At 65.5% G+C, this 17,730-nt stretch carries 17 protein-coding genes; 12 read left to right on the forward strand and 5 right to left on the reverse strand.

Going from position 1 to position 17,730, the window contains the following annotated elements:
- Positions 1-197: 197 nt before the first annotated feature.
- Positions 198-611, reverse strand: coding sequence for a DUF3775 domain-containing protein (locus J6500_RS23425; RefSeq protein WP_225715060.1), 414 nt, complete (start codon positions 609-611; stop codon positions 198-200).
- A gap of 118 nt (positions 612-729) precedes the next feature.
- On the opposite strand from J6500_RS23425, the gene J6500_RS23430 reads away from it, so the two are divergent.
- The 5 genes from J6500_RS23430 (at position 730) to J6500_RS23450 (ending at position 5,628) form a co-directional block, all read left to right on the forward strand.
- Positions 730-1,581, forward strand: coding sequence for an MBL fold metallo-hydrolase (locus J6500_RS23430; RefSeq protein ID WP_225715061.1), 852 nt, complete (start codon positions 730-732; stop codon positions 1,579-1,581).
- 229 nt (positions 1,582-1,810) lie between these two features.
- Positions 1,811-2,653, forward strand: a complete 843-nt coding sequence (locus J6500_RS23435) for a fumarylacetoacetate hydrolase family protein (protein WP_225715062.1) — start codon at positions 1,811-1,813, stop codon at positions 2,651-2,653.
- Between the two features lie 261 nt (positions 2,654-2,914).
- Positions 2,915-3,526: a glutathione S-transferase family protein gene (locus J6500_RS23440; RefSeq protein WP_225715063.1), complete on the forward strand. Its 612-nt coding sequence runs from the start codon at positions 2,915-2,917 to the stop codon at positions 3,524-3,526.
- Positions 3,527-3,550: 24 nt separating this feature from the next.
- Positions 3,551-4,741 (forward strand): serine hydrolase domain-containing protein, encoded by a 1,191-nt coding sequence (locus J6500_RS23445; protein WP_225715064.1) that lies wholly within the window; start codon positions 3,551-3,553, stop codon positions 4,739-4,741.
- Between the two features lie 17 nt (positions 4,742-4,758).
- On the forward strand, positions 4,759-5,628 hold the full coding sequence (locus tag J6500_RS23450; RefSeq protein WP_225715065.1) for an MBL fold metallo-hydrolase: 870 nt from the start codon (positions 4,759-4,761) through the stop codon (positions 5,626-5,628).
- 178 nt (positions 5,629-5,806) lie between these two features.
- On the opposite strand, the gene J6500_RS23455 is transcribed toward J6500_RS23450, so the two are convergent.
- Complete coding sequence (locus J6500_RS23455) at positions 5,807-6,349, reverse strand: methylated-DNA--[protein]-cysteine S-methyltransferase (protein ID WP_225715066.1); 543 nt, start codon at positions 6,347-6,349, stop codon at positions 5,807-5,809.
- 313 nt (positions 6,350-6,662) lie between these two features.
- Between J6500_RS23455 and J6500_RS23460 the strand changes: the two genes are divergently transcribed.
- Positions 6,663-7,472 (forward strand): alpha/beta fold hydrolase, encoded by an 810-nt coding sequence (locus J6500_RS23460; protein ID WP_225715067.1) that lies wholly within the window; start codon positions 6,663-6,665, stop codon positions 7,470-7,472.
- A gap of 162 nt (positions 7,473-7,634) precedes the next feature.
- Here J6500_RS23460 and J6500_RS23465 read toward each other — a convergent pair whose 3' ends face one another.
- Positions 7,635-8,090, reverse strand: a complete 456-nt coding sequence (locus J6500_RS23465; protein WP_225715196.1) for a carboxymuconolactone decarboxylase family protein — start codon at positions 8,088-8,090, stop codon at positions 7,635-7,637.
- Positions 8,091-8,201: 111 nt separating this feature from the next.
- Here J6500_RS23465 and J6500_RS23470 point away from each other — a divergent pair, with 111 nt between their 5' ends.
- The 5 genes from J6500_RS23470 to J6500_RS23490 all read left to right on the forward strand — a co-directional run bounded on the left by J6500_RS23470 (position 8,202) and on the right by J6500_RS23490 (position 13,842).
- Positions 8,202-9,068 carry a sigma-70 family RNA polymerase sigma factor gene (locus J6500_RS23470; protein WP_225715068.1) on the forward strand — a complete coding sequence of 289 codons (867 nt, stop codon included), beginning with the start codon at positions 8,202-8,204 and terminating at the stop codon, positions 9,066-9,068.
- Positions 9,069-9,128: 60 nt separating this feature from the next.
- Positions 9,129-10,385, forward strand: coding sequence for a M20/M25/M40 family metallo-hydrolase (locus tag J6500_RS23475; RefSeq protein ID WP_225715069.1), 1,257 nt, complete (start codon positions 9,129-9,131; stop codon positions 10,383-10,385).
- Positions 10,386-10,817: 432 nt separating this feature from the next.
- Positions 10,818-11,492, forward strand: coding sequence for a GntR family transcriptional regulator (locus J6500_RS23480; RefSeq protein ID WP_225715070.1), 675 nt, complete (start codon positions 10,818-10,820; stop codon positions 11,490-11,492).
- A gap of 83 nt (positions 11,493-11,575) precedes the next feature.
- Entirely contained in the window at positions 11,576-12,376 is an 801-nt protein-coding gene (locus tag J6500_RS23485; RefSeq protein ID WP_225715071.1) for a phytanoyl-CoA dioxygenase family protein, read from the forward strand.
- A 158-nt stretch (positions 12,377-12,534) separates the two neighbouring features.
- Positions 12,535-13,842: an NAD(P)H-dependent oxidoreductase gene (locus J6500_RS23490; protein ID WP_225715072.1), complete on the forward strand. Its 1,308-nt coding sequence runs from the start codon at positions 12,535-12,537 to the stop codon at positions 13,840-13,842.
- A 365-nt stretch (positions 13,843-14,207) separates the two neighbouring features.
- Here the strand turns inward: J6500_RS23490 and J6500_RS23495 are convergent, their stop codons facing one another.
- On the reverse strand, positions 14,208-15,293 hold the full coding sequence (locus J6500_RS23495; RefSeq protein ID WP_225715073.1) for an NAD-dependent epimerase/dehydratase family protein: 1,086 nt from the start codon (positions 15,291-15,293) through the stop codon (positions 14,208-14,210).
- A 319-nt stretch (positions 15,294-15,612) separates the two neighbouring features.
- Between J6500_RS23495 and J6500_RS23500 the strand changes: the two genes are divergently transcribed.
- Entirely contained in the window at positions 15,613-16,701 is a 1,089-nt protein-coding gene (locus J6500_RS23500) for a TRAP transporter substrate-binding protein (RefSeq protein ID WP_225715074.1), read from the forward strand.
- Positions 16,702-16,937: 236 nt separating this feature from the next.
- Here the strand turns inward: J6500_RS23500 and J6500_RS23505 are convergent, their stop codons facing one another.
- Positions 16,938-17,558 carry a hypothetical protein gene (locus J6500_RS23505; RefSeq protein WP_225715075.1) on the reverse strand — a complete coding sequence of 207 codons (621 nt, stop codon included), beginning with the start codon at positions 17,556-17,558 and terminating at the stop codon, positions 16,938-16,940.
- Between the last annotated feature and the right edge of the window lie 172 nt (positions 17,559-17,730).

Here is a 17,730-nt window from a genome sequence, read left to right on the forward strand (position 1 = left end):
GCTTGCGGGGACGAGACGAGCGAAGCTCACTTTAGGAGGGTTGGGGTGAAGGGTTTCCATCCGGCGAGCACTGGCGGTTTGTTCAGCAGTGTGCCTCGCCCCTCACCCGGATCGCTGACGCGATCCGACCTCTCCCCGTAAAGGACGGGGAGAGGTGAAGCGAGAGAGGTGAAGCGAGCAGCGGCGTGGCCTCGGACCTACTGCACCGGCGTGATGCGCTCGCCGCCCGGCCGCAGCCCGAACTCGTCCAAGCCTTCGGCGAGGAGATCACCCAGCATCGGCTCGCCCAAGAGATAGCTGGCGACGCGGCTGGTGCGCCCGCGCGCGGCTTCGCGGCGCAGATCCGTCCATTCCTCGATGGTGCCGTCGCCGCGGCCGAGCCGCATCAGCGCGACGAGGTCGACCTGCTCGTCCTCGCTCAGCGCGTCGATGAAGCCGGTGATCTCGCGCGCCACCGGATCGACGCCGTCGTCCTCCAGCACGTCGATCATGTCATCGTCGGCGCCGTTCGAGCCGGAGGCGGGATCGACGAGCCCCTCCTTGACGTCGAATTCCCGCGCCTTCTCGATCAGGAAGCCGACCTTTTCAGCGGAGATCATGAGTTCCGGCATGCCGCACACTCCTAAGTTCACAGGGCGGTAACGCAGCACGCGCCGACTTGATCCATTGCGCCACCGCGCGGAAACCCGCATGGTTCGGGCAGAGCAACAAGAAACGGAGGGCGCACGCATGCACTGGACGGTTGGCAGGGTCAGGATCACCAAGGTCGTCGAGCTCGAGACCGTCGGCAGCACCCGCTTCATCCTGCCGCTCGCCGGGCGGGAGGAAATTCAGAGCCTGCCCTGGCTGATCCCGCATTTCGCCAATGAGGACGGCCGGCTGAAGATGTCGATCCACTCGCTGCTGGTGGAAACGCCGGAGCACCGCATCATCGTCGACACCGGGCTCGGCAACGACAAGCAGGGCCGCAACGTGCCGACCTGGAACAACCGGAGCGATCCGTTCCTGGAGCGGTTGACCGCGGCGGGCTTTGCGCCCGACAGCATCGACACCGTGCTGTGCACGCATCTGCATGTCGACCATGTCGGCTGGAACACCAGGCTCGTCGGCGGCGAATGGGTGCCGACCTTCGCCAATGCGCGCTACGTGTTCGGCCGGACCGAATTCGAGCACTGGCGCGACCACTCTGACGATGCCGCGCATGCCGCCGTGTTCGCCGATTCGGTGAAACCGATCGCCGACGCCGGCAAGGCCGAGCTGGTGCCTGATGATATCAGGCTGACCGAGGAGATCACGCTGATCCCGACGCCGGGTCACAGCCCCGGCCACATGAGCATCCACATCAAGTCGAGCGGCGAGGAAGGCCTGCTGACCGGCGACGTCGCCCATCATCCCTGCCAGATGTATCATCTCGACTGGTCGTCGACCGCGGATTCCGACCAGAAGCAATCGGCGGCGACGCGGCGCGAGCTGTTTTCACGCTTCGCGGACACACCGACGCTGGTGATCGGCGGCCATTTCGATGCCGGCCACATCAAGCGCGATGGCGATGCGTTCCGGTTCGTCGCATTGGGTGCCTGACTCGGGCCACTTGCTGGAAATGTAGCCGGATGAGCGGAGCGACATCCGGGATAGCGATCCCGCATATCGCTTCGCTCATGCGGGCGACGATGGGGCCAGGCAGCCTTGAAATATAGGCTGGCTGCAATGCAGTGCGCTCATGGCGGTTGAATTTCACCGCGCGCTGTTCCATGAAGCTTGTCGAGGTATACCAGCAACAAATCCTCAGGACATCGTAGGGAGTGATCACATGAAGCTTGTTCGTTACGGCGAAAAGGGTGCGGAAAAGCCCGGTCTGATCGACAAATCGGGCCAGCTCCGCGACCTCTCGGCCCACATCAAGGACCTGACCGGCGACGCCTACACGCCGGAATCGCTGAAGAAGCTCGCCGGCGTCGATGCCGCCTCCCTGCCGTCCGTCTCCGGCAAGCCGCGCTTCGGCGCCCCGGTGACCGGCATCTCCAAATTCGTTGCGATCGGCCTCAATTATTCCGACCACGCCAAGGAAACCGGCGCGGCGATCCCGACCGAACCGATCATCTTCATGAAGGCGACCACGTCGCTGTGCGGCCCGAACGATGCGGTCGAGAAGCCGCGCGGCTCGACCAAGCTGGACTGGGAAGTCGAGATTGCCGCGATCATCGGCACCCGCGCCAAATACGTCTCGGAAGCCGATGCGCTGAACTACGTCGCCGGCTATTGCATCTGCAACGACGTCTCCGAACGCAACTTCCAGACCGAGCGCCTCGGACAGTGGACCAAGGGCAAGTCGCACGACACGTTCGGCCCGGTCGGCCCCTGGCTCGCCACCAAGGACGAGATCGCCGACGTGCAGAACCTGTCGATGTGGCTCGACGTCAACGGCCAGCGCCGCCAGACCGGCAACACGAAGACCATGATCTTCTCGATGGCGCAGTGCGTTTCCTACGTCTCGCAGTTCATGACGCTCTTGCCCGGCGACATCGTCACCACCGGCACCCCGCCCGGCGTCGGCCTCGGCATGAAGCCGCCGCAGTTCCTCAACGTCGGCGACGTCGTGACGCTCGGCATCGAGGGCCTCGGCGAGCAGCGCCAGGAAATCATCGCAGCGTGAGCTGCGACACCATCATCCTGATGACGGGGCATGGATTCTGGCGCTCGGCCTCTCCACCCCGTCGTCCTGGCGAAAGCCAGGACCCATAACCACCGAATTTGATCGTGTGCGGGATCATGGCCTAGCGTCGTGCAACAACAGATAGCTGGGGTAATGGGTCCTGGCTTTCGCCAGGACGACGCTGCATGTTTGGTGCCACTCGCGAGCCATGCATTCACAAGCGCTCACGATGACCACTGTGTGTTCGGATAGAGGTCTCCCATGAAACTTACCTTCTCCCCCGCCTCCCCGTTCGCCCGCAAGGTGCGCATCGCCGCGATCGAGCTTGGCCTGATCGACAAGATCGAGCTGGTGCCGGCGACCGTCGCGCCGGGCCAGGCCAATGACGAATATTCCAAGATCACGCCGCTGAAGAAGCTGCCGGTGCTGATCCCCGACCACGGCGATGTGATTCTGGATTCCTACGTCATCGTCGAATATCTCAACGAACTCGGCGGCGGCCGGCTGATCCCGGGCTACGGCCCGCGACGCTGGCGGGTGAAGACCGACCATTCGCTGATCAACGGCATGCTCGATTCCATGCTGCTGTGCCGCTACGAGAAGATGGTGCGGCCGCAGGGTTCGCAGTGGCAGGCTTGGCATGACGACCACTGGAACCGGGCCTGGACCGGCATGGCGCGGTTCGAGAACCGGCCCGACGTGCTCGACGGGCCGTTCGACATCGCGCAGATCGGCCTCGTCTGCGTGCTCGGCTACGCCGACTTCCGCTTCGCCGATTGCGGCTGGCGCAAGGCCTATCCGAAGCTCGACGCCTTCTACCAGAAAATGCTGGAGCGGCCGTCGGTGAAGATCTCGGCGCCACCGGCGGCGTAACGGCGAACGGCGGGAGACACAGCGATGCGCGATCGCTTCCCCCGCTTCCTTGTTTTCGGCGCGAGCCTTGCCCTCGCGCTGGCGGTCTCAACCACGAAATTGTGGGCCGACGCCATGACGCCTGGACAGCAAGCCCAACCCTGCGGCGCGCCAGCGTCGCTCGACGACGGCTGGACCATTGCCACGCCGGACAGCGTCGGCATGGACGGCGCACGGCTGTGCGGCATCGCCGCGCGGCTGGCGCTGCGCAACACCGAGGTCCATTCGGTCGTCGTGGCACGTCATGGCAGGCTGGTGTTCGAGCAATATTTTGCCGGCATCGACCAGCCGTGGGGGCAGCCCGAGGGCCGGATCGCATTCACGGCCACCACCAAACACGACATGCGTTCGGCGACCAAGAGCGTGACCTCGCTGCTGGTCGGCATCGCCATCGACCGCAAGCTGATCGCCGGCATCGATGAACCCGTGGTGAATTTCTTCTCCGAGCATCAAGCGGTGAAATCAGCCGGATGGGATGCCATCACGCTGCGCCATCTGCTGACGATGTCCTCCGGCTTCAAATGGGACGAAACGCTGCCCTGGAGCGATCCGAAGAACGACGAACCGCATCTTGCATTCGATGCCGATCCGATCGGCTACGTCCTGGCCAAGCCGATTGCGGCGCCGCCGGATACGCTCTGGAACTATAGCGGTGGCGCGACGGATCTACTCGGCAGCATCCTCGAACGCGTTTCCGGCAAGCCGCTCGAATCCTTCGCGCGCGAGACGCTGTTCGAGCCTCTCGGCATCACCGATCTCGAGTGGAAGACCTACAGGAACGGCAAGATTGCAGCCGCTGCCGGGCTGCGCCTGCGGCCGCGCGATGCCGCGAAGATCGGCCAACTCGTGCTCAATCGCGGGACATGGAACGGCAAGCAGGTCGTGTCCGCCGACTGGATCGCGCAGTCGATCGCGCCACGATTCCAGGCGGTCGGCTATTTCGGCGGTACGCTGTTCTACGGCTATCAATGGTGGATGGGACGATCCTTGTCCGAGGGCAAGGAGGTGAGGTGGGTGGCAGCCTTCGGCTGGGGCGGCCAGCGGATCATTGTCGTGCCCGATCTCGATCTTGTGATGATGACGACAGCAGCGCAGATCGGCCAAGCCAAGGAAGGCCTTGCGGCAATGGATATCCTTGCCAACATCGTGATCCCCGCCGTGCGCGACGCGCACTGATCTTTCCGAGGAATCCCATGAGCCTGACATTTTCGATCGGCGACCTCACCATCCACCGCATCGTCGAGCAGGAGACCACGTTCCTGCCCGCGCGCGACATGCTGCCCGGCCTGACGCCGGAATTGCTCGCCGAGAACCGCGACTGGATGAAGGCCGCGGGCGCGCTCGACGACAGCGACACGCTGATCCTGGCGTTCCAGTCCTACATCGTGAAGACGCCGCACCACACCATCCTGATCGACAGCTGCATCGGCAACGACAAGCCGCGGCCGAACCGGCCGAACTGGAACATGAAGACCGACGACAGCTACATGCGCGCGCTGGCCGCCGCCGGCTTCTCGGTCGGCGACATCGACTACGTGATGTGCACGCACCTGCATGTCGACCATGTCGGCTGGAACACGCGGCTGGAGAACGGCCGCTGGGTGCCGACCTTCCCCAAGGCGCGCTACGTGTTCGACAAGACCGAGTTCGACTACTGGACCGCGACAAACGCGAAGGCCGAAGTGCCGCCGTTCGTCGACAGTGTGCTGCCGGTGGTCGAGGCCGACAGGGCCGAGATCGTGCGCAATGATTTTGCGATCGGCGATCACGCCCGCATCCTGCCGACGCCCGGCCACACCCCGGGCCATGTAGCCTTCACCTTCGGCCGCGGCAAGGACGACGCGGTGTTCGCCGGCGACCTGATGCATTCGCCGGTCCAGACGCTCTATCCGGAGCTGTCGGCGAAATTCGACGTCGACATGGCGCAGTCGGCCAAGACCCGGCGCAGCTTCCTGGAGCGCTATTGCGACACCGCCACGCTGTGCTGCCCCGCGCATTTCCCCTCGCCGTCGGTCGGCAGGATCAAGCGGAAGGGCAATGGCTTCGTGTGTGAGATGGCTTAGGTAGGTACTTCACCTCTCCCCGCTCTTTGCGGGGAGAGGTCGGATCGCATCGTCAGATGCGATCCGGGTGAGGGGCGAGGCACACAGACCAACAAATCGCAAAGTGCTCGCCGGATAGAGCCCCTCACCCAACCCTCTCCCCGTGAAGAACGGGGAGAGGGAGCGGAGAGACCGCCGCTCAATCAAACAAACTCGGCGTGTGGTTCACCACCGCGCCCTCGATCTGCAGCATCTTCAGTTTGGTGACCACGCCGCCATTGGCGGAGAAGCCGCCCGGCTTGTTGCCGGCCGCCAGTACGCGGTGGCAGGGCACGACGATCGGGCACGGGTTGCGGCCGAGCGCCTGGCCGACGTCGCGCGACAGCTCGACGCCGCCGAGCTGCCTGGCGATGTCGCCATAGGTGATGGTCTTGCCGGGCGGCACCTTGCGCGCGATGTCGTAGACGTTGCGGTTGAAGTCCGGCACGCCGTCGAGATCGAGCGTGATGTCGGCGAGGTCGTTCGGCTTGCCGGCGAGCAGCTCGATCATGCCGTCGATCGCGTACCGCACCTCGGCCGGCGGGGCCGCCTCGGTGACATCGCCGTTGCGCTGAAAAATCCGCTTGCGGGTCTTCTCCGCATCGCCCATCGGCAGCTGGGTGCCGGTGATGCCGTGCTCGCCCCACACGACGCCGCAGGCGCCGATCGCGGTGTCGAAGATCGCATAATGCTGGCCGGTCATGGCTCACTCCTGATATTCCCTGAAATCGTTTTGGCTCACATTCAGAGCCTGCTGTTGCCGCGGAATCTAGGCTTGGAGAATGTTGCTATCCACCCGAATCCTGCGGGAACCTGGCCGGAATTAACAACTCCCTCCGTCATTCCGGGGCCGCGGAGCGGCGAGCCCGGAATCCATCTCCCCGCACTATGCGCAGCCCAATGGATTCCGGGCTCGCGCTTCGCGCGCCCCGGAATGACGGCCAAGGTTTGCCGGCGTCACCATTTCCATGAAAGATAGTCGCACCTCCACTACACCTCCTCCGACGAGCTCCACAATGCACAGCCTTCACGTCAACGGTTTCGACATGCCCTATCTCGACATCGGGGCGGGGCCGCCGCTGGTCTGCGTGCATGGCTCGCTGTGCGACTTCCGGATCTGGTCGGCCGTGCTCGGCCCGCTGACGCGCCAGCACCGCGTGATCGCGGTCAGCCTGCGGCATTTCTTCCCGGCGCATTGGGATGGGATCGGCGACACCTACTCGATCGCCCAGCATGTCGACGATGTGATCGCCTTCATCGAAGCCTTCGAGACCCGGCCGCTCGACCTGATGGGCCATTCGCGCGGCGGCCACATCTGCTTCCGCGTCGCGCAGCGCCGGCCGGACCTGCTGCGCAAGCTGATCCTCGCCGAACCCGGCGGCGAGCTCGATGCCACGCTCGATCCGGATTACCAGCCCGGCCCCTCGCCGCTGGCGGCGCGGATCGCGGCCTCGGCCGAGGTGATCGCGAGGGGCGATATCGACGGCGGCCTGCAGATCTTCATCGACGCGCTCGAAGGCCCCGGCGCCTGGAAGCGGCTTCCGGCCACCGCCAAACAGCCATTGCGCGACAACGCCACGACGCTGATCGGCCAGACCCGCGACCAGCGGCCGCCGTTCTCGAAGGCGGACGCCGAAGCGATCAGGACGCCGACGCTGTTCATCGGCGGCGCCAACACCAAAGGCGTGCTGCCGAAGGTGCTGCACGCGCTCGCCGCCAACGTCGCCGGCGCGCGCACCGAGCTGATCCCCGGCACCACGCATCCGATGTTCGAACAGGCCCCGCAGCGCTATTGCGAGATCGTGCTGGAGTTTCTGGCGGGCTGAGTGTCTTCGCCTCTCCCCGCCTGCGGGGAGAGGCCGGATCGCATTGACAATGCGATCCGGGTGAGGGGGAGTCTCCGCATATCCGTCTTTCGCTGCTTGCGCGGATGGAGCCCCTCACCCCAACCCTCTCTCCGTGAAGAACGGGAAGAGGGAGAAGAACGCTCACACCTTCCACGCACCGACCGGCTGGCGCACCGCGACGTTGAGCCGGTTCCAGACGTTGATCGCCGCGATCGAGAGCACGAGGTTGGCGAGCTCCTGCTCGTCGAAATACCGGGCGGCCTCGTCCCACACCGCGTCCGGCACCGGATCCTCGCGGTCGCTGAGCCGGGTCATCGCTTCCGTCAGCGCCAGCGCGGCGCGCTCGCCGTCGGTGAAATAGGGCGCGTCGCGCCAGGCGCCGACGGCGAACAGCCGCTCATCGGTCTCGCCGGCGCGCTTGGCGAGTTTCGGATGCATGTCGACGCAGACGCTGCAGCCATTGATCTGGCTGGCGCGCAGATGCACCAGCTCGATCAACTTCTCCGGCAGGCCCTGCTTGGCGGTTTCGCTGAGCGCCTGCAGCGCCTTCATGGCATCGGGAACAACCATCACCGGGTGGTTCATGCGGGCTTTCATCATGTCGTGTCTCCTGATTGGACTTTTGACGCGACCGTGCCGATTTGTTGTCACATCGGCCGGGTTTCGTTCGTCATGGCCATGACGGAGCGGACAACGGGAATGTGACCGATGGACGAGAAAAAGTTTCTGGCCGAGCAGTTCGAGGCCAACCGGCAGCGCCTGCGGGCGGTGGCCTACCGCATGCTGGGCTCGACCGCCGAGGTCGACGACGCCGTGCAGGAAACCTGGCTGCGGCTGAGCCGCACCGAGGCCGAAGCGGTCGACAATCTCGGCGGCTGGCTGACCACGGTGATCGCCCGGATCTGCCTCGACATGCTGCGCGCGCGTAAATCACGCCACGAGGAGCCGATGGGCCCGCACGTGCCCGAGCCGGTCGCCGACAACGCGCACGAGCGCGAGAGCGAGATGGCCGACTCCGTCGGCGCGGCGCTGCTGGTAGTGCTGGAAACGCTGGCGCCGGCCGAGCGGCTGGCGTTCGTGCTGCACGACATGTTCGCGGTGCCGTTCGAGGAGATCGCGCCGATCGTTGGCCGCACGCCGTCCGCCGCGCGACAGCTCGCCAGCCGCGCGCGGCGCCGCGTGCAGGGCACGGCGCCCGCACCCGATGCCGATCTCGGCGAAAAGCGCGAGATTGTCGAAGCCTTCCTGGCGGCATCGCGCAACGGCGATTTCGAGGGGCTGCTCGCCGTGCTCGCGCCCGACGTGGTGGTGCGCGCCGACGAGGCCGCGCAACGGCTCGGCTCGCTGCCGGAAATCCGCGGCGCGATGGCGGTCGCGCAAAGCTTCAAGGGCCGCGCGCAGGCGGCGAGGCCGGCGCTGGTCGACGGCGAGCTCGGCGTCGCCGTCATCCTCGGCCGCCGGCTGCGCGTCGTGCTGCGGATCACCACCGCCGGCGAGCGGATCGCGGCGATCGAGGCCATTGCCAATGCCGCCGACATCGAGATGCTCGACGTCGAGGTGCTCGATCAGAGCTGATGCGCCTGGAGGCGGATCATCCGCAATGCTAGTGTCCTCCCGCAGCAAGGGAGGACACTCATGAAATCAGCAATCAAACAGCTTGCGTCGATCAGCCTGTTCGCGCTCGCCCTCGCCGCCTCCCCCGCCCTCGCCGCGGCCGACGAGAAGCTGCGCGCGGCTGCCGAGCAGGCCAAGCCGGCGGTGATCGACAGCCTGCACGAGATGGTGCTGATCGAGTCCGGCTCCGCCGACGTCGAGGGCCTGAAGAAGATGGCCGACTTCACCGAAGCGCGGCTGAAGGCGCTCGGCGCCAAGACCGAGCGGCGCAAGACCACGCACGGCGCCGGCGCCGACATGGTGATCGGCACGTTCGAAGGCACCGGCACCAAGAAGCTGATGCTGATCGCGCATATGGATACCGTCTATGAGCACGGCATTTTGGCTTCGCAACCCTACAAGGTGGACGGCGTCAGGATCTACGGGCCCGGCATCGCCGACGACAAGGGCGGCATCGCGGTGATCCTGCACTCGCTGAAGATCCTGAACGACGCGGGCTGGCGCGACTACGCAAAACTCACCGTCGCGTTCAATCCGGATGAAGAGGTCGGCTCGATCGGCTCCGGCGAGACCATCTCGGAGCTCGCCGACCAGCACGACGTGGTGCTGTCGTGCGAGCCGACGGTGGCGCCGCCGGTCGCCAGGAACGAAAGCCTGCTGCTCGGCGCGAGCGGCACCGCCATCGGCACGATGGAAGTGAAAGGCAAGGCCTCGCATGCCGGCGCCGCGCCGCAGCTCGGCCGCAACGCGCTGCTCGAGCTCGCGCATCAGCTGCTGCAGACCCAGGACATCGCGAAAACGATTCCGGGCACGCAGCTGAACTGGACCACGGCGAAGGCCGGCACCGTGCGCAACCAGATCCCCGAGAGCGCCAGCGCCGGCGCCGACATCCGCCTCACCATTCCCGACGGCGTGCAGAAGCTGCAGGCCGCGCTCGACGAGAAGATCAAGACCAGGCTGATCCCGGATACCGAAGTGAGCGTGAAGGTCGTGGCGGGCCGTCCACCGTTCGTCGCCGACGACCGCGGCCGCGCCCTCGCCAGGGAGGGCCAGGCGATCTATGGCGAGATCGATCGCCAGCTCGCAATCGCCGAGATGACCGGCGGCGCCACCGACGCCGGCTACGCGGCGCGCAGCGGCAAGGCGATCGTGGTCGAAAGCTTCGGCCTCGCCGGCTGGGGCTATCACGCCCGCGACGAATACATCGACACCGACTCGATCGTGCCGCGGCTCTATCTGATGACGCGGATGCTGACGGAGCTGGGGAAGCGGAAGTAGCGGGCTGAGCTCGCCGGACGCTCGTAGCGATCGGGTTCTCTGGTTGATAGAGCAAGGCTCGATCTCTCGCGCCAGCACCCGCGGCCACCCCTCTCCCAACCCTCCCCCGCAAGGGGGAGGGAGCCTGAAGAGCGTGCTCACCTCACGCCGCGTAGCGCATCGAATAGGCAGACGAGTTGCGTTCCGTAAGGGGCGCACCGGCGGGTGGGCTCCCTCCCCCCTTGCGGGGGAGGGTTGGGGAGAGGGGTCCCGCTTGCTCCGCTCGCCATTGAAGGCGTCTCGGCCGCGGTTAACTCATTCCGAGCCACAGCTAAATCTCCTGTTTTCAGTCCCTTATCCCAACCGCTATTCAGAGCCTTGACCGCTCGCTGCTTCGGCAGTACCGTCCATTCTCGAACACGGAATTCCGTATTCCAAATTGGATGAACCGGCATGATCCCGTTGGACCCGCCTCCGAACCTGATCGACCAGGTCTATGCGCGGATCTCCGAGGCGATCATCGATCGCACGCTGCTGCCGGGGCAGCGCATCACCCAGAATGAACTTGCGGAAAAGCTCGGCGTCTCGCGCCAGCCGATCTCGCACGCGCTGCATCTGCTGCACCGGCAGGGCCTCGTCGCCGAGAGCGGCAAGCGCGGCTTCGAGGTGACGCAGCTCGATCCGCAGCGCATCCGCGAACTCTATGAGGTGCGCGGCGCGATCGACGCGCTGGCGGCGCGGCTGGCGGCCGGGCGTGCGAAGGAGGATTCCCCGGGACGTGGACGGCTCGAGGCCGCGCTGGAGGCCGGCCGCGCGATCGACGACCGCACGCCGCTGGCGCGCCTGATCGCGCTCGACGTCGACTTCCACAGCGCGATCTATCGTCTCGCCGGCAACTCCGCGATCGAGGAGATGATCGCGCCGCAATGGCCGCATATGCGCCGCTCGATGGCGACCGTGCTCGCCGAGCTCGACTATCGCGGCAGCGCCTGGACCGAACACGAAACCATCGCAGCGCATATCTTCTCCGGCAATGCCGCGGCCGCGGAGGCCGCGGCGCTGGCGCATGCCCAGACGGCGGGACGGATGACCGAGGAGAAGCTGCGAGCGATCGACGTGGCGGCGTGATCAACGGCGGCCAGCAAAAAACGTGGATGGCCCGGTCAAGCCCGGCCATAACGAGGAAACAAGACAAACAAGGAGGACGCACCATGAAACTGAGCCCAGAGCAGGTTGAATTTTTCCATCGCGAAGGCTGGCTGTTCCTGCCCGAGCTGTTCAGCCAGGAGGAGGTCGACTTCCTCGCCCGCGAGGCCGTCAGCATCTATGACGCCAACCGCCCCGAGGTGTGGCGCGAGAAGAGCGGCGCGCCGCGCACGGCGTTTGCCGCGCATCTCTACAACGAGGCGTTCGGCATCCTCGGCGCGCATCCGCGCATGATCGAGCCGATCGAGCAGCTGTTCGGCGAAAAGGTCTACATGCATCAGTTCAAGATCAACGCGAAGGCGGCGTTCACCGGCGACGTCTGGCAGTGGCACCAGGATTACGGCACCTGGAAGCGCGACGACGGCATGCCGGAGCCGCGCGCGATGAACATCGCGATCTTCCTCGATGAGGTGATGCCGATCAACGGCCCGCTGATGCTGGTGCCGAAGAGCCAGACCGCGGGCGACCTCAAGGCCTCGCACGATCTCGAAACCACCTCCTACCCGCTGTGGACGCTGGACGAAGAGACGGTGACGCGGCTGGTCCAGCAGGGCGGCATCGTGGCGCCGACCGGCAAGCCCGGCGGCATGCTGATGTTCCACGGCAATCTGGTGCACGGCTCCAGCGGCAACATCACGCCCTACCCGCGCAAGATCGTCTATCTGACGCTCAACGCGGTCTCGAACTATATCCGCACCCCGACCCGGCCGGACTACATCGCGCACCGCGACTTCACGCCGATCCAGACCGTCGCCGACGATGCGCTGCTGCGGCTCGCTCGTGCGCCGCGCCAGGCGGCGGAGTAACCACTACCGTCATTCCGGGGCGCGCGTAGCGCGAGCCCGGAATCCATTGGACCGCAGGCGCTGCGGTGGGATGGATTCCGGGTTCTCGCTTCGCGAGCCCCGGAATGACGAATTCTGCACCATCGCGCGTCACGCGACGACATCATCGGTAACAGCACATGAACCTGCATCACCTCCTGCAAACCCGCGCTGCCGCCGGCAAGCCGGTCCGCGTCGCGCTGATCGGTGCCGGCAAATTCGGCTCGATGTTCCTGTCGCAGGTGCCGCACACGCCGGGGCTCGAGGTGAGCGTCATCGTCGACCTCGACCGCGACCGCGCGCGCGAGGCGTGCCGCACGGTCGGCTGGGACGACGAACGGATCAAGGCGACCGCCTTCACCGATGACGGCGCGCGCGCGATCGCCGGCGGCGCGTTCGATGTGGTGGTGGAGGCGACCGGCAATCCCGCCGTCGGCATCCGCCACGCCCGCGCGGCCATCGCCGCCGGCAAGCACGTCGTGATGGTCAATGTCGAGGCCGATGTGCTGGCGGGGCCATTGCTTGCCGACGAGGCGCGCAAGGCCGGCGTGGTCTATTCGCTGGCCTATGGCGACCAGCCGGCCCTGACCGCGGAGATGGTCGACTGGGCGCGCGCCACCGGATTCCGCGTCGTCGCCGCCGGCAAGGGCACGAAATATCTCCCGGCCTATCACGACGTGACGCCGGAGGGCGTCTGGCAGCACTACGGGCTCACCGCGGGCGAAGCGCAATCCGCCGGCATGAATCCGCAGATGTTCAATTCCTTCCTCGACGGCACCAAATCCGCCATCGAGATGGCCGCGATCGCCAATGCCTGCACGCTCGACGTGCCCTCCGACGGCCTCCTGTTTCCGCCCTGTGGCGTCGACGACCTCCCGCACATCATGCGGCCGCGCGACAAGGGCGGCGTGCTGGAAAAGTCCGGCATCGTCGAGGTGGTGTCGTCGTTGGAGCGCGACGGCCGGCCGGTGTTTCGCGATCTGCGCTGGGGCGTCTATGTGGTGCTGGAAGCGCCGAATGATTATGCCGCCGACTGTTTCAGGCAGTACGGCCTCAAGACCGATGCCTCCGGCCGCTATGCAGCGATGTACAAGCCGTATCATCTGATCGGGCTCGAGCTGAACATCTCGGTGCTGTCGGCGGCGCTGCGCAGCGAGCCGACCGGCCAGCCGCGCGGCTTCCGCGGCGATGTCGCGTCGGTGGCCAAACGCAACCTGCGCGCCGGCGAGATGCTCGACGGCGAAGGCGGCTACACGGTGTGGGGCAAACTGCTGCCCGCCGCCGCCAGCCTCAAAGCCGGCGCGCTGCCGATCGGCCTTGCTCATCGCGTCAAGCTGAAGAACGACGTCGCGCACGGCGCGGTGGTGCGCTGGAGCGACGTCGAGGTGGACGAGAGCAGCGACACGATCAAGACGCGCAAGGCGATGGAGGCTGCGTTTTCGCGGTAGCGGCGCGTTCGCCTCTCCCCGCGCTTTGCGGGCAGAGGTCGGATCGCATCACGGGTGCGATCCGGGTGAGGGACGAGGCACGCTGTTCGACAAGCAGCAGGTGCTCGCCGGATGGAGGCCCCTCACCCCGCCCTCTCCCCACGAAGAACGGGGAGAGGGAGACGAGTGAGCGCGGGCTCGCCGCTTGCTTCACCTCTCCCCGCCCTTTGAGGGGAGAGGTCGGATCGCATCTCAGATGCGATCCGGGTGAGGGACGAGGCACGCTGTTCGACAAGCAGCAAGGTGCTCGCCGGATGGAGGCCCCTCACCCCGCCCTCTCCCCACGAAGAACGGGGAGAGGGAGACGAGAGAGCGGCGCTCCACCACTAAGGCAGCAGCCGGCTCGCCTTGGCCAGCTCGAACCACTTCCTGAACATCACTTCGGTATCCATCATCTCGGTAAAGCCGGCCTGATTGATCTTGACCGTCGAGACAATCGACGGCGGGCCGGGCTCGGTCTGTCCGTAGCGCATGCTGTAGTCGGCGTACTGGAACGACAAGCCGACGAATTCTTCGAGGCCGGGCGCGACCAGGTCGTGCTTCCTGCGCAATGCATCCCACGGCGCGATCCATTTTGGATATTCCTGCGCCAGCGACAGCGGCACGTGCCGGCCCGGCTTCATCTCCAGCGCGTCCGCGATCGCCGGCCAGATGTTCTCCCAGGTGAAGACGTCGCCATTGGTGACGTTGAAGGCTTCGTTGCGCGCGGTCTCGGCATCGCCGGACCAGGCGATCGCGCGCGCCAGGAGATCGACATCGACCGCCTGCGCGACGCGGGCGGCGCCGCCGGGATAATCCAGCGGCCGGCCCTGCTCGCGCAGCATCGCGGCATAGACGCCGAGCGGCGGGATCAGATCCATCGCGCCGCCCATCGCTTCGCCGATGATCAGCACCGGACGCAGGATGCTCCAGTGCCAGCGCTTGCCCTGCTGCAGCGCGCGCAGGAAACTCTCCTGCGCCCAGTAGAAGTTCGGCTGCTCGTACATTTCCGAGCGGCCCTCGCGCGCCGGCACCGTGAGCGGCCGGACGTGGACGCCGTAGGCCTTGGTGCCCTGCAGCAGCGCGACGTGTTTCAGCTCCGGCGCAACCGGCTCGAGCGCAGCCATCAGATTGCGCAGCATCCGATCATTGGTTGCGATCTGCTGCGGATCGCGCCAGCCTTCGACCAGGCTCGGCGCTTCATAGAGCGCGGCGTAGACCAAATGAGTGGCCCCGCGCAGCTCGGCCGCCGCGCGGCTGCAATCCTCCGCATCGGTTAGGTCGACCGGCACGTGCCGGGCGCCGTAGAGGTCGCGCGGCTTGCGCCGTGACAGTGCGATGCGCTCGCAGCTTTCGGATGCGCCGAAGTGTCGCAAAGCGGCACTGCCCACGAGGCCGGTTGCGCCGGCAACCACGACTTTCTTGCTGGCCATGTGATCTCCCATGTCCTTGGACTCCCATCACTGGCCTCGTAGCAGATCGCGGCGGTCCGGGCAGCAACCGGACTGGCCGCTGGTCCGCGGTTCATCCATCGCTGCCGGCGCGCCTTCGCACTGCGGTGAAACGCTACGCTTGATTTCCTTCGGCAAACGGTCATCCTGCCCCGCGGAACCGGAAACGTCGGAATTCCACCAGCAAGAGCCCGTCGAGGGCCACCGGACACTTTCACATATCAACGTCGATCCATCGGCGAAGAAAAGCGACATCAAGATCGTTCCCTTGTCGAAGCATCGGCACATTGGAGGGAATCGCATGAAGCGTCGTGAATTCTTGAAGGCAGGCGGCATCGGTTTGGCCGCAACCGCGGTGGCCGCTCCGGCCATCGCACAATCGATGCCGGAAGTACGGTGGCGGCTCGCCGCGAGCTGGCCCAAGGCGCTCGATACGCTGTATGGCGGCTGCGAATTTTTCTGCAAACGCGTGGCCGAGATCACCGACAACAAATTCCAGATCCAGCCGTTCGCCGCCGGCGAGATCGTCCCGGGCCTGCAGGTGCTGGACGCCGTCTCCAACGGCACGGTCGAGATGGGCAACACCGCGCTGTATTACTACTGGGGCAAGAATCCTGCCTTCACCTTCGGCACGTCGCTGCCGTTCGGCCTCAACACGCGCCAGCATATTTCCTGGCTGCAATGGGGCGGCGGCACCGACATGCTCAACGACCTGCTCAAGGAATACAAGTGCATCGGCATTCCGACCGGCTCAACCGGCGCCCAGATGGGCGGCTGGTTCCGCAAGGAGATCAAGTCGATGGCGGATTTCCAGGGCCTGAAATTCCGCGTCGGCGGTTTCGCCGGCACCATCATCGCCAAGGTCGGCGGCGTGCCGCAACAGATCGCAGGCGGCGACATCTATCCGGCGCTCGAGAAGGGCACCATTGATGCCGCCGAGTGGGTCGGCCCGTACGACGACGAGAAGCTCGGCTTCGTGAAGGTCGCCAAGTTCTATTACTACCCCGGCTGGTGGGAAGGCACCGGCCAGGGTCACAACGTGATGAACCTGGAAAAGTGGAATGCGTTGCCGAAGAACTACCAGGCGGCCATCCAGGCGGCCTCCGAGGACACCTTCACCTGGGTGACCGGCAAATATGACAACGTCAATCCGCCGGCGCTCAAGCGCCTGATCGTGGCCGGCGCACAGTTGCGGCCGTTTCCGCAGGAGGTGCTGGAGGCCTGCTACAACGCGGCCAACGAGATCTACGCCGATCTCTCCAAGAGTAACCCGCATTTCGGCAAGATGCATGCGAGTGTCTCGGCCTATCGCAACGAGTCGCTGGCCTGGATGCAGGTCGCCGAGCTTTCGTTCGACAGCTTCATGATGCGGATGCGCACGCGGACCTGAGGCGGACTGACATGAACGAAAAAAGCCCCGGAGCATCGCTCCGGGGCCTTTGATTCGGATGAAAGATGGTCGGCGGCTCCCTTTCCCCGTTCTTACGGGAAAGGGTTGGGGTGAGGGGCTGCCTTCGCATACACGGTGACAACTGGATTCGCGGAAATTCCCCCTCACCCGGAACGCATCTTACGATGCGTTCCGACCTCTGCCCGCAGGGGGGGGGAGAGGTGCAGGAAGCGAACTCAATTCTCGTCGCTGCCGCCGAACTCTTCCATCAGCTTGTCGTAGCTCTTGGTGACGAGCTCGATATTGCCCTTGTTCTCGACCGCGGGCGGCGGCCATTTCAACGCCTCGTTGAGATCGGCGAGCGCGTTCTTCTTGTCCTTGGCCGACATCTGCTTGTCGGACTGGACCTGCGCGATCTGCGCCTTCAGCACCGCTTCCGGGCCGACATATTTCTTGGTCTGCGGATCGAAGCCGCCGAGCACCAGCGAAATGTTGTCGACGACGTTGTTGTACTCGTCATAGCTGGCAAAGCCGTTCTTCTTGGCGATGCCCTCGAGCTGCGCGATGACCTTCTGGTCCGGCTGGGCATTCTCCGGAAGCTTGGCGGTGATCGGGTCCATTTCCTTGGCCGCGGCGAGAGCGCCGTCGACTTGCTTGTCGGTCAGCGCAATCTGCTTGATCGGCGGCATCTGTTCCTGTTGTGCCGGCGGCGCGGCCTGTGCGGGCTGCTTGGCCTGCGGCGCCATCTGCTGCTGCTTGGCCTGCGCGTACGCGCCGCTGCTCGACGCCGCGGTCACGGCGATCGCGAGACACGCGACACCAAGCGCAGCAAAAACCGGACGGACGATCTCACGCATGGAAGTCTCCTTGTTGGGCAGGGTTGCCGGGCTTCTTGGGCGCAATGGGTACGGACATCGGAATGAACAGGCCGTGAACTTTGGTCGTAGACCATGACCGCCAATCGTGGCCGAATGATCACAAACAATTCAAACGCGATTGATCGAGCTACTCTCGACAGTGCGATCTCGG

This window comes from Bradyrhizobium semiaridum, assembly GCF_020329505.1.
In the GTDB taxonomy this organism is placed as follows: domain Bacteria; phylum Pseudomonadota; class Alphaproteobacteria; order Rhizobiales; family Xanthobacteraceae; genus Bradyrhizobium; species Bradyrhizobium semiaridum.

What these genes read in the sequence shown, in the direction of transcription:
- J6500_RS23480 (WP_225715070.1), top strand. Translation starts at nt 10,818, where the DNA reads ATGATCCCGTTGGACCCGCCTCCGAACCTGATCGACCAGGTCTATGCG.
- J6500_RS23485 (WP_225715071.1), top strand. Translation starts at nt 11,576, where the DNA reads ATGAAACTGAGCCCAGAGCAGGTTGAATTTTTCCATCGCGAAGGCTGG.
- J6500_RS23455 (WP_225715066.1), bottom strand. Translation starts at nt 6,349, where the DNA reads ATGACCGGCCAGCATTATGCGATCTTCGACACCGCGATCGGCGCCTGC.
- J6500_RS23445 (WP_225715064.1), top strand. Translation starts at nt 3,551, where the DNA reads ATGCGCGATCGCTTCCCCCGCTTCCTTGTTTTCGGCGCGAGCCTTGCC.
- J6500_RS23495 (WP_225715073.1), bottom strand. Translation starts at nt 15,293, where the DNA reads ATGGCCAGCAAGAAAGTCGTGGTTGCCGGCGCAACCGGCCTCGTGGGC.
- J6500_RS23435 (WP_225715062.1), top strand. Translation starts at nt 1,811, where the DNA reads ATGAAGCTTGTTCGTTACGGCGAAAAGGGTGCGGAAAAGCCCGGTCTG.
- J6500_RS23460 (WP_225715067.1), top strand. Translation starts at nt 6,663, where the DNA reads ATGCACAGCCTTCACGTCAACGGTTTCGACATGCCCTATCTCGACATC.
- J6500_RS23430 (WP_225715061.1), top strand. Translation starts at nt 730, where the DNA reads ATGCACTGGACGGTTGGCAGGGTCAGGATCACCAAGGTCGTCGAGCTC.
- J6500_RS23490 (WP_225715072.1), top strand. Translation starts at nt 12,535, where the DNA reads ATGAACCTGCATCACCTCCTGCAAACCCGCGCTGCCGCCGGCAAGCCG.
- J6500_RS23440 (WP_225715063.1), top strand. Translation starts at nt 2,915, where the DNA reads ATGAAACTTACCTTCTCCCCCGCCTCCCCGTTCGCCCGCAAGGTGCGC.
- J6500_RS23470 (WP_225715068.1), top strand. Translation starts at nt 8,202, where the DNA reads ATGGACGAGAAAAAGTTTCTGGCCGAGCAGTTCGAGGCCAACCGGCAG.
- J6500_RS23500 (WP_225715074.1), top strand. Translation starts at nt 15,613, where the DNA reads ATGAAGCGTCGTGAATTCTTGAAGGCAGGCGGCATCGGTTTGGCCGCA.
- J6500_RS23465 (WP_225715196.1), bottom strand. Translation starts at nt 8,090, where the DNA reads ATGAAAGCCCGCATGAACCACCCGGTGATGGTTGTTCCCGATGCCATG.
- J6500_RS23425 (WP_225715060.1), bottom strand. Translation starts at nt 611, where the DNA reads ATGCCGGAACTCATGATCTCCGCTGAAAAGGTCGGCTTCCTGATCGAG.
- J6500_RS23450 (WP_225715065.1), top strand. Translation starts at nt 4,759, where the DNA reads ATGAGCCTGACATTTTCGATCGGCGACCTCACCATCCACCGCATCGTC.
- J6500_RS23505 (WP_225715075.1), bottom strand. Translation starts at nt 17,558, where the DNA reads ATGCGTGAGATCGTCCGTCCGGTTTTTGCTGCGCTTGGTGTCGCGTGT.
- J6500_RS23475 (WP_225715069.1), top strand. Translation starts at nt 9,129, where the DNA reads ATGAAATCAGCAATCAAACAGCTTGCGTCGATCAGCCTGTTCGCGCTC.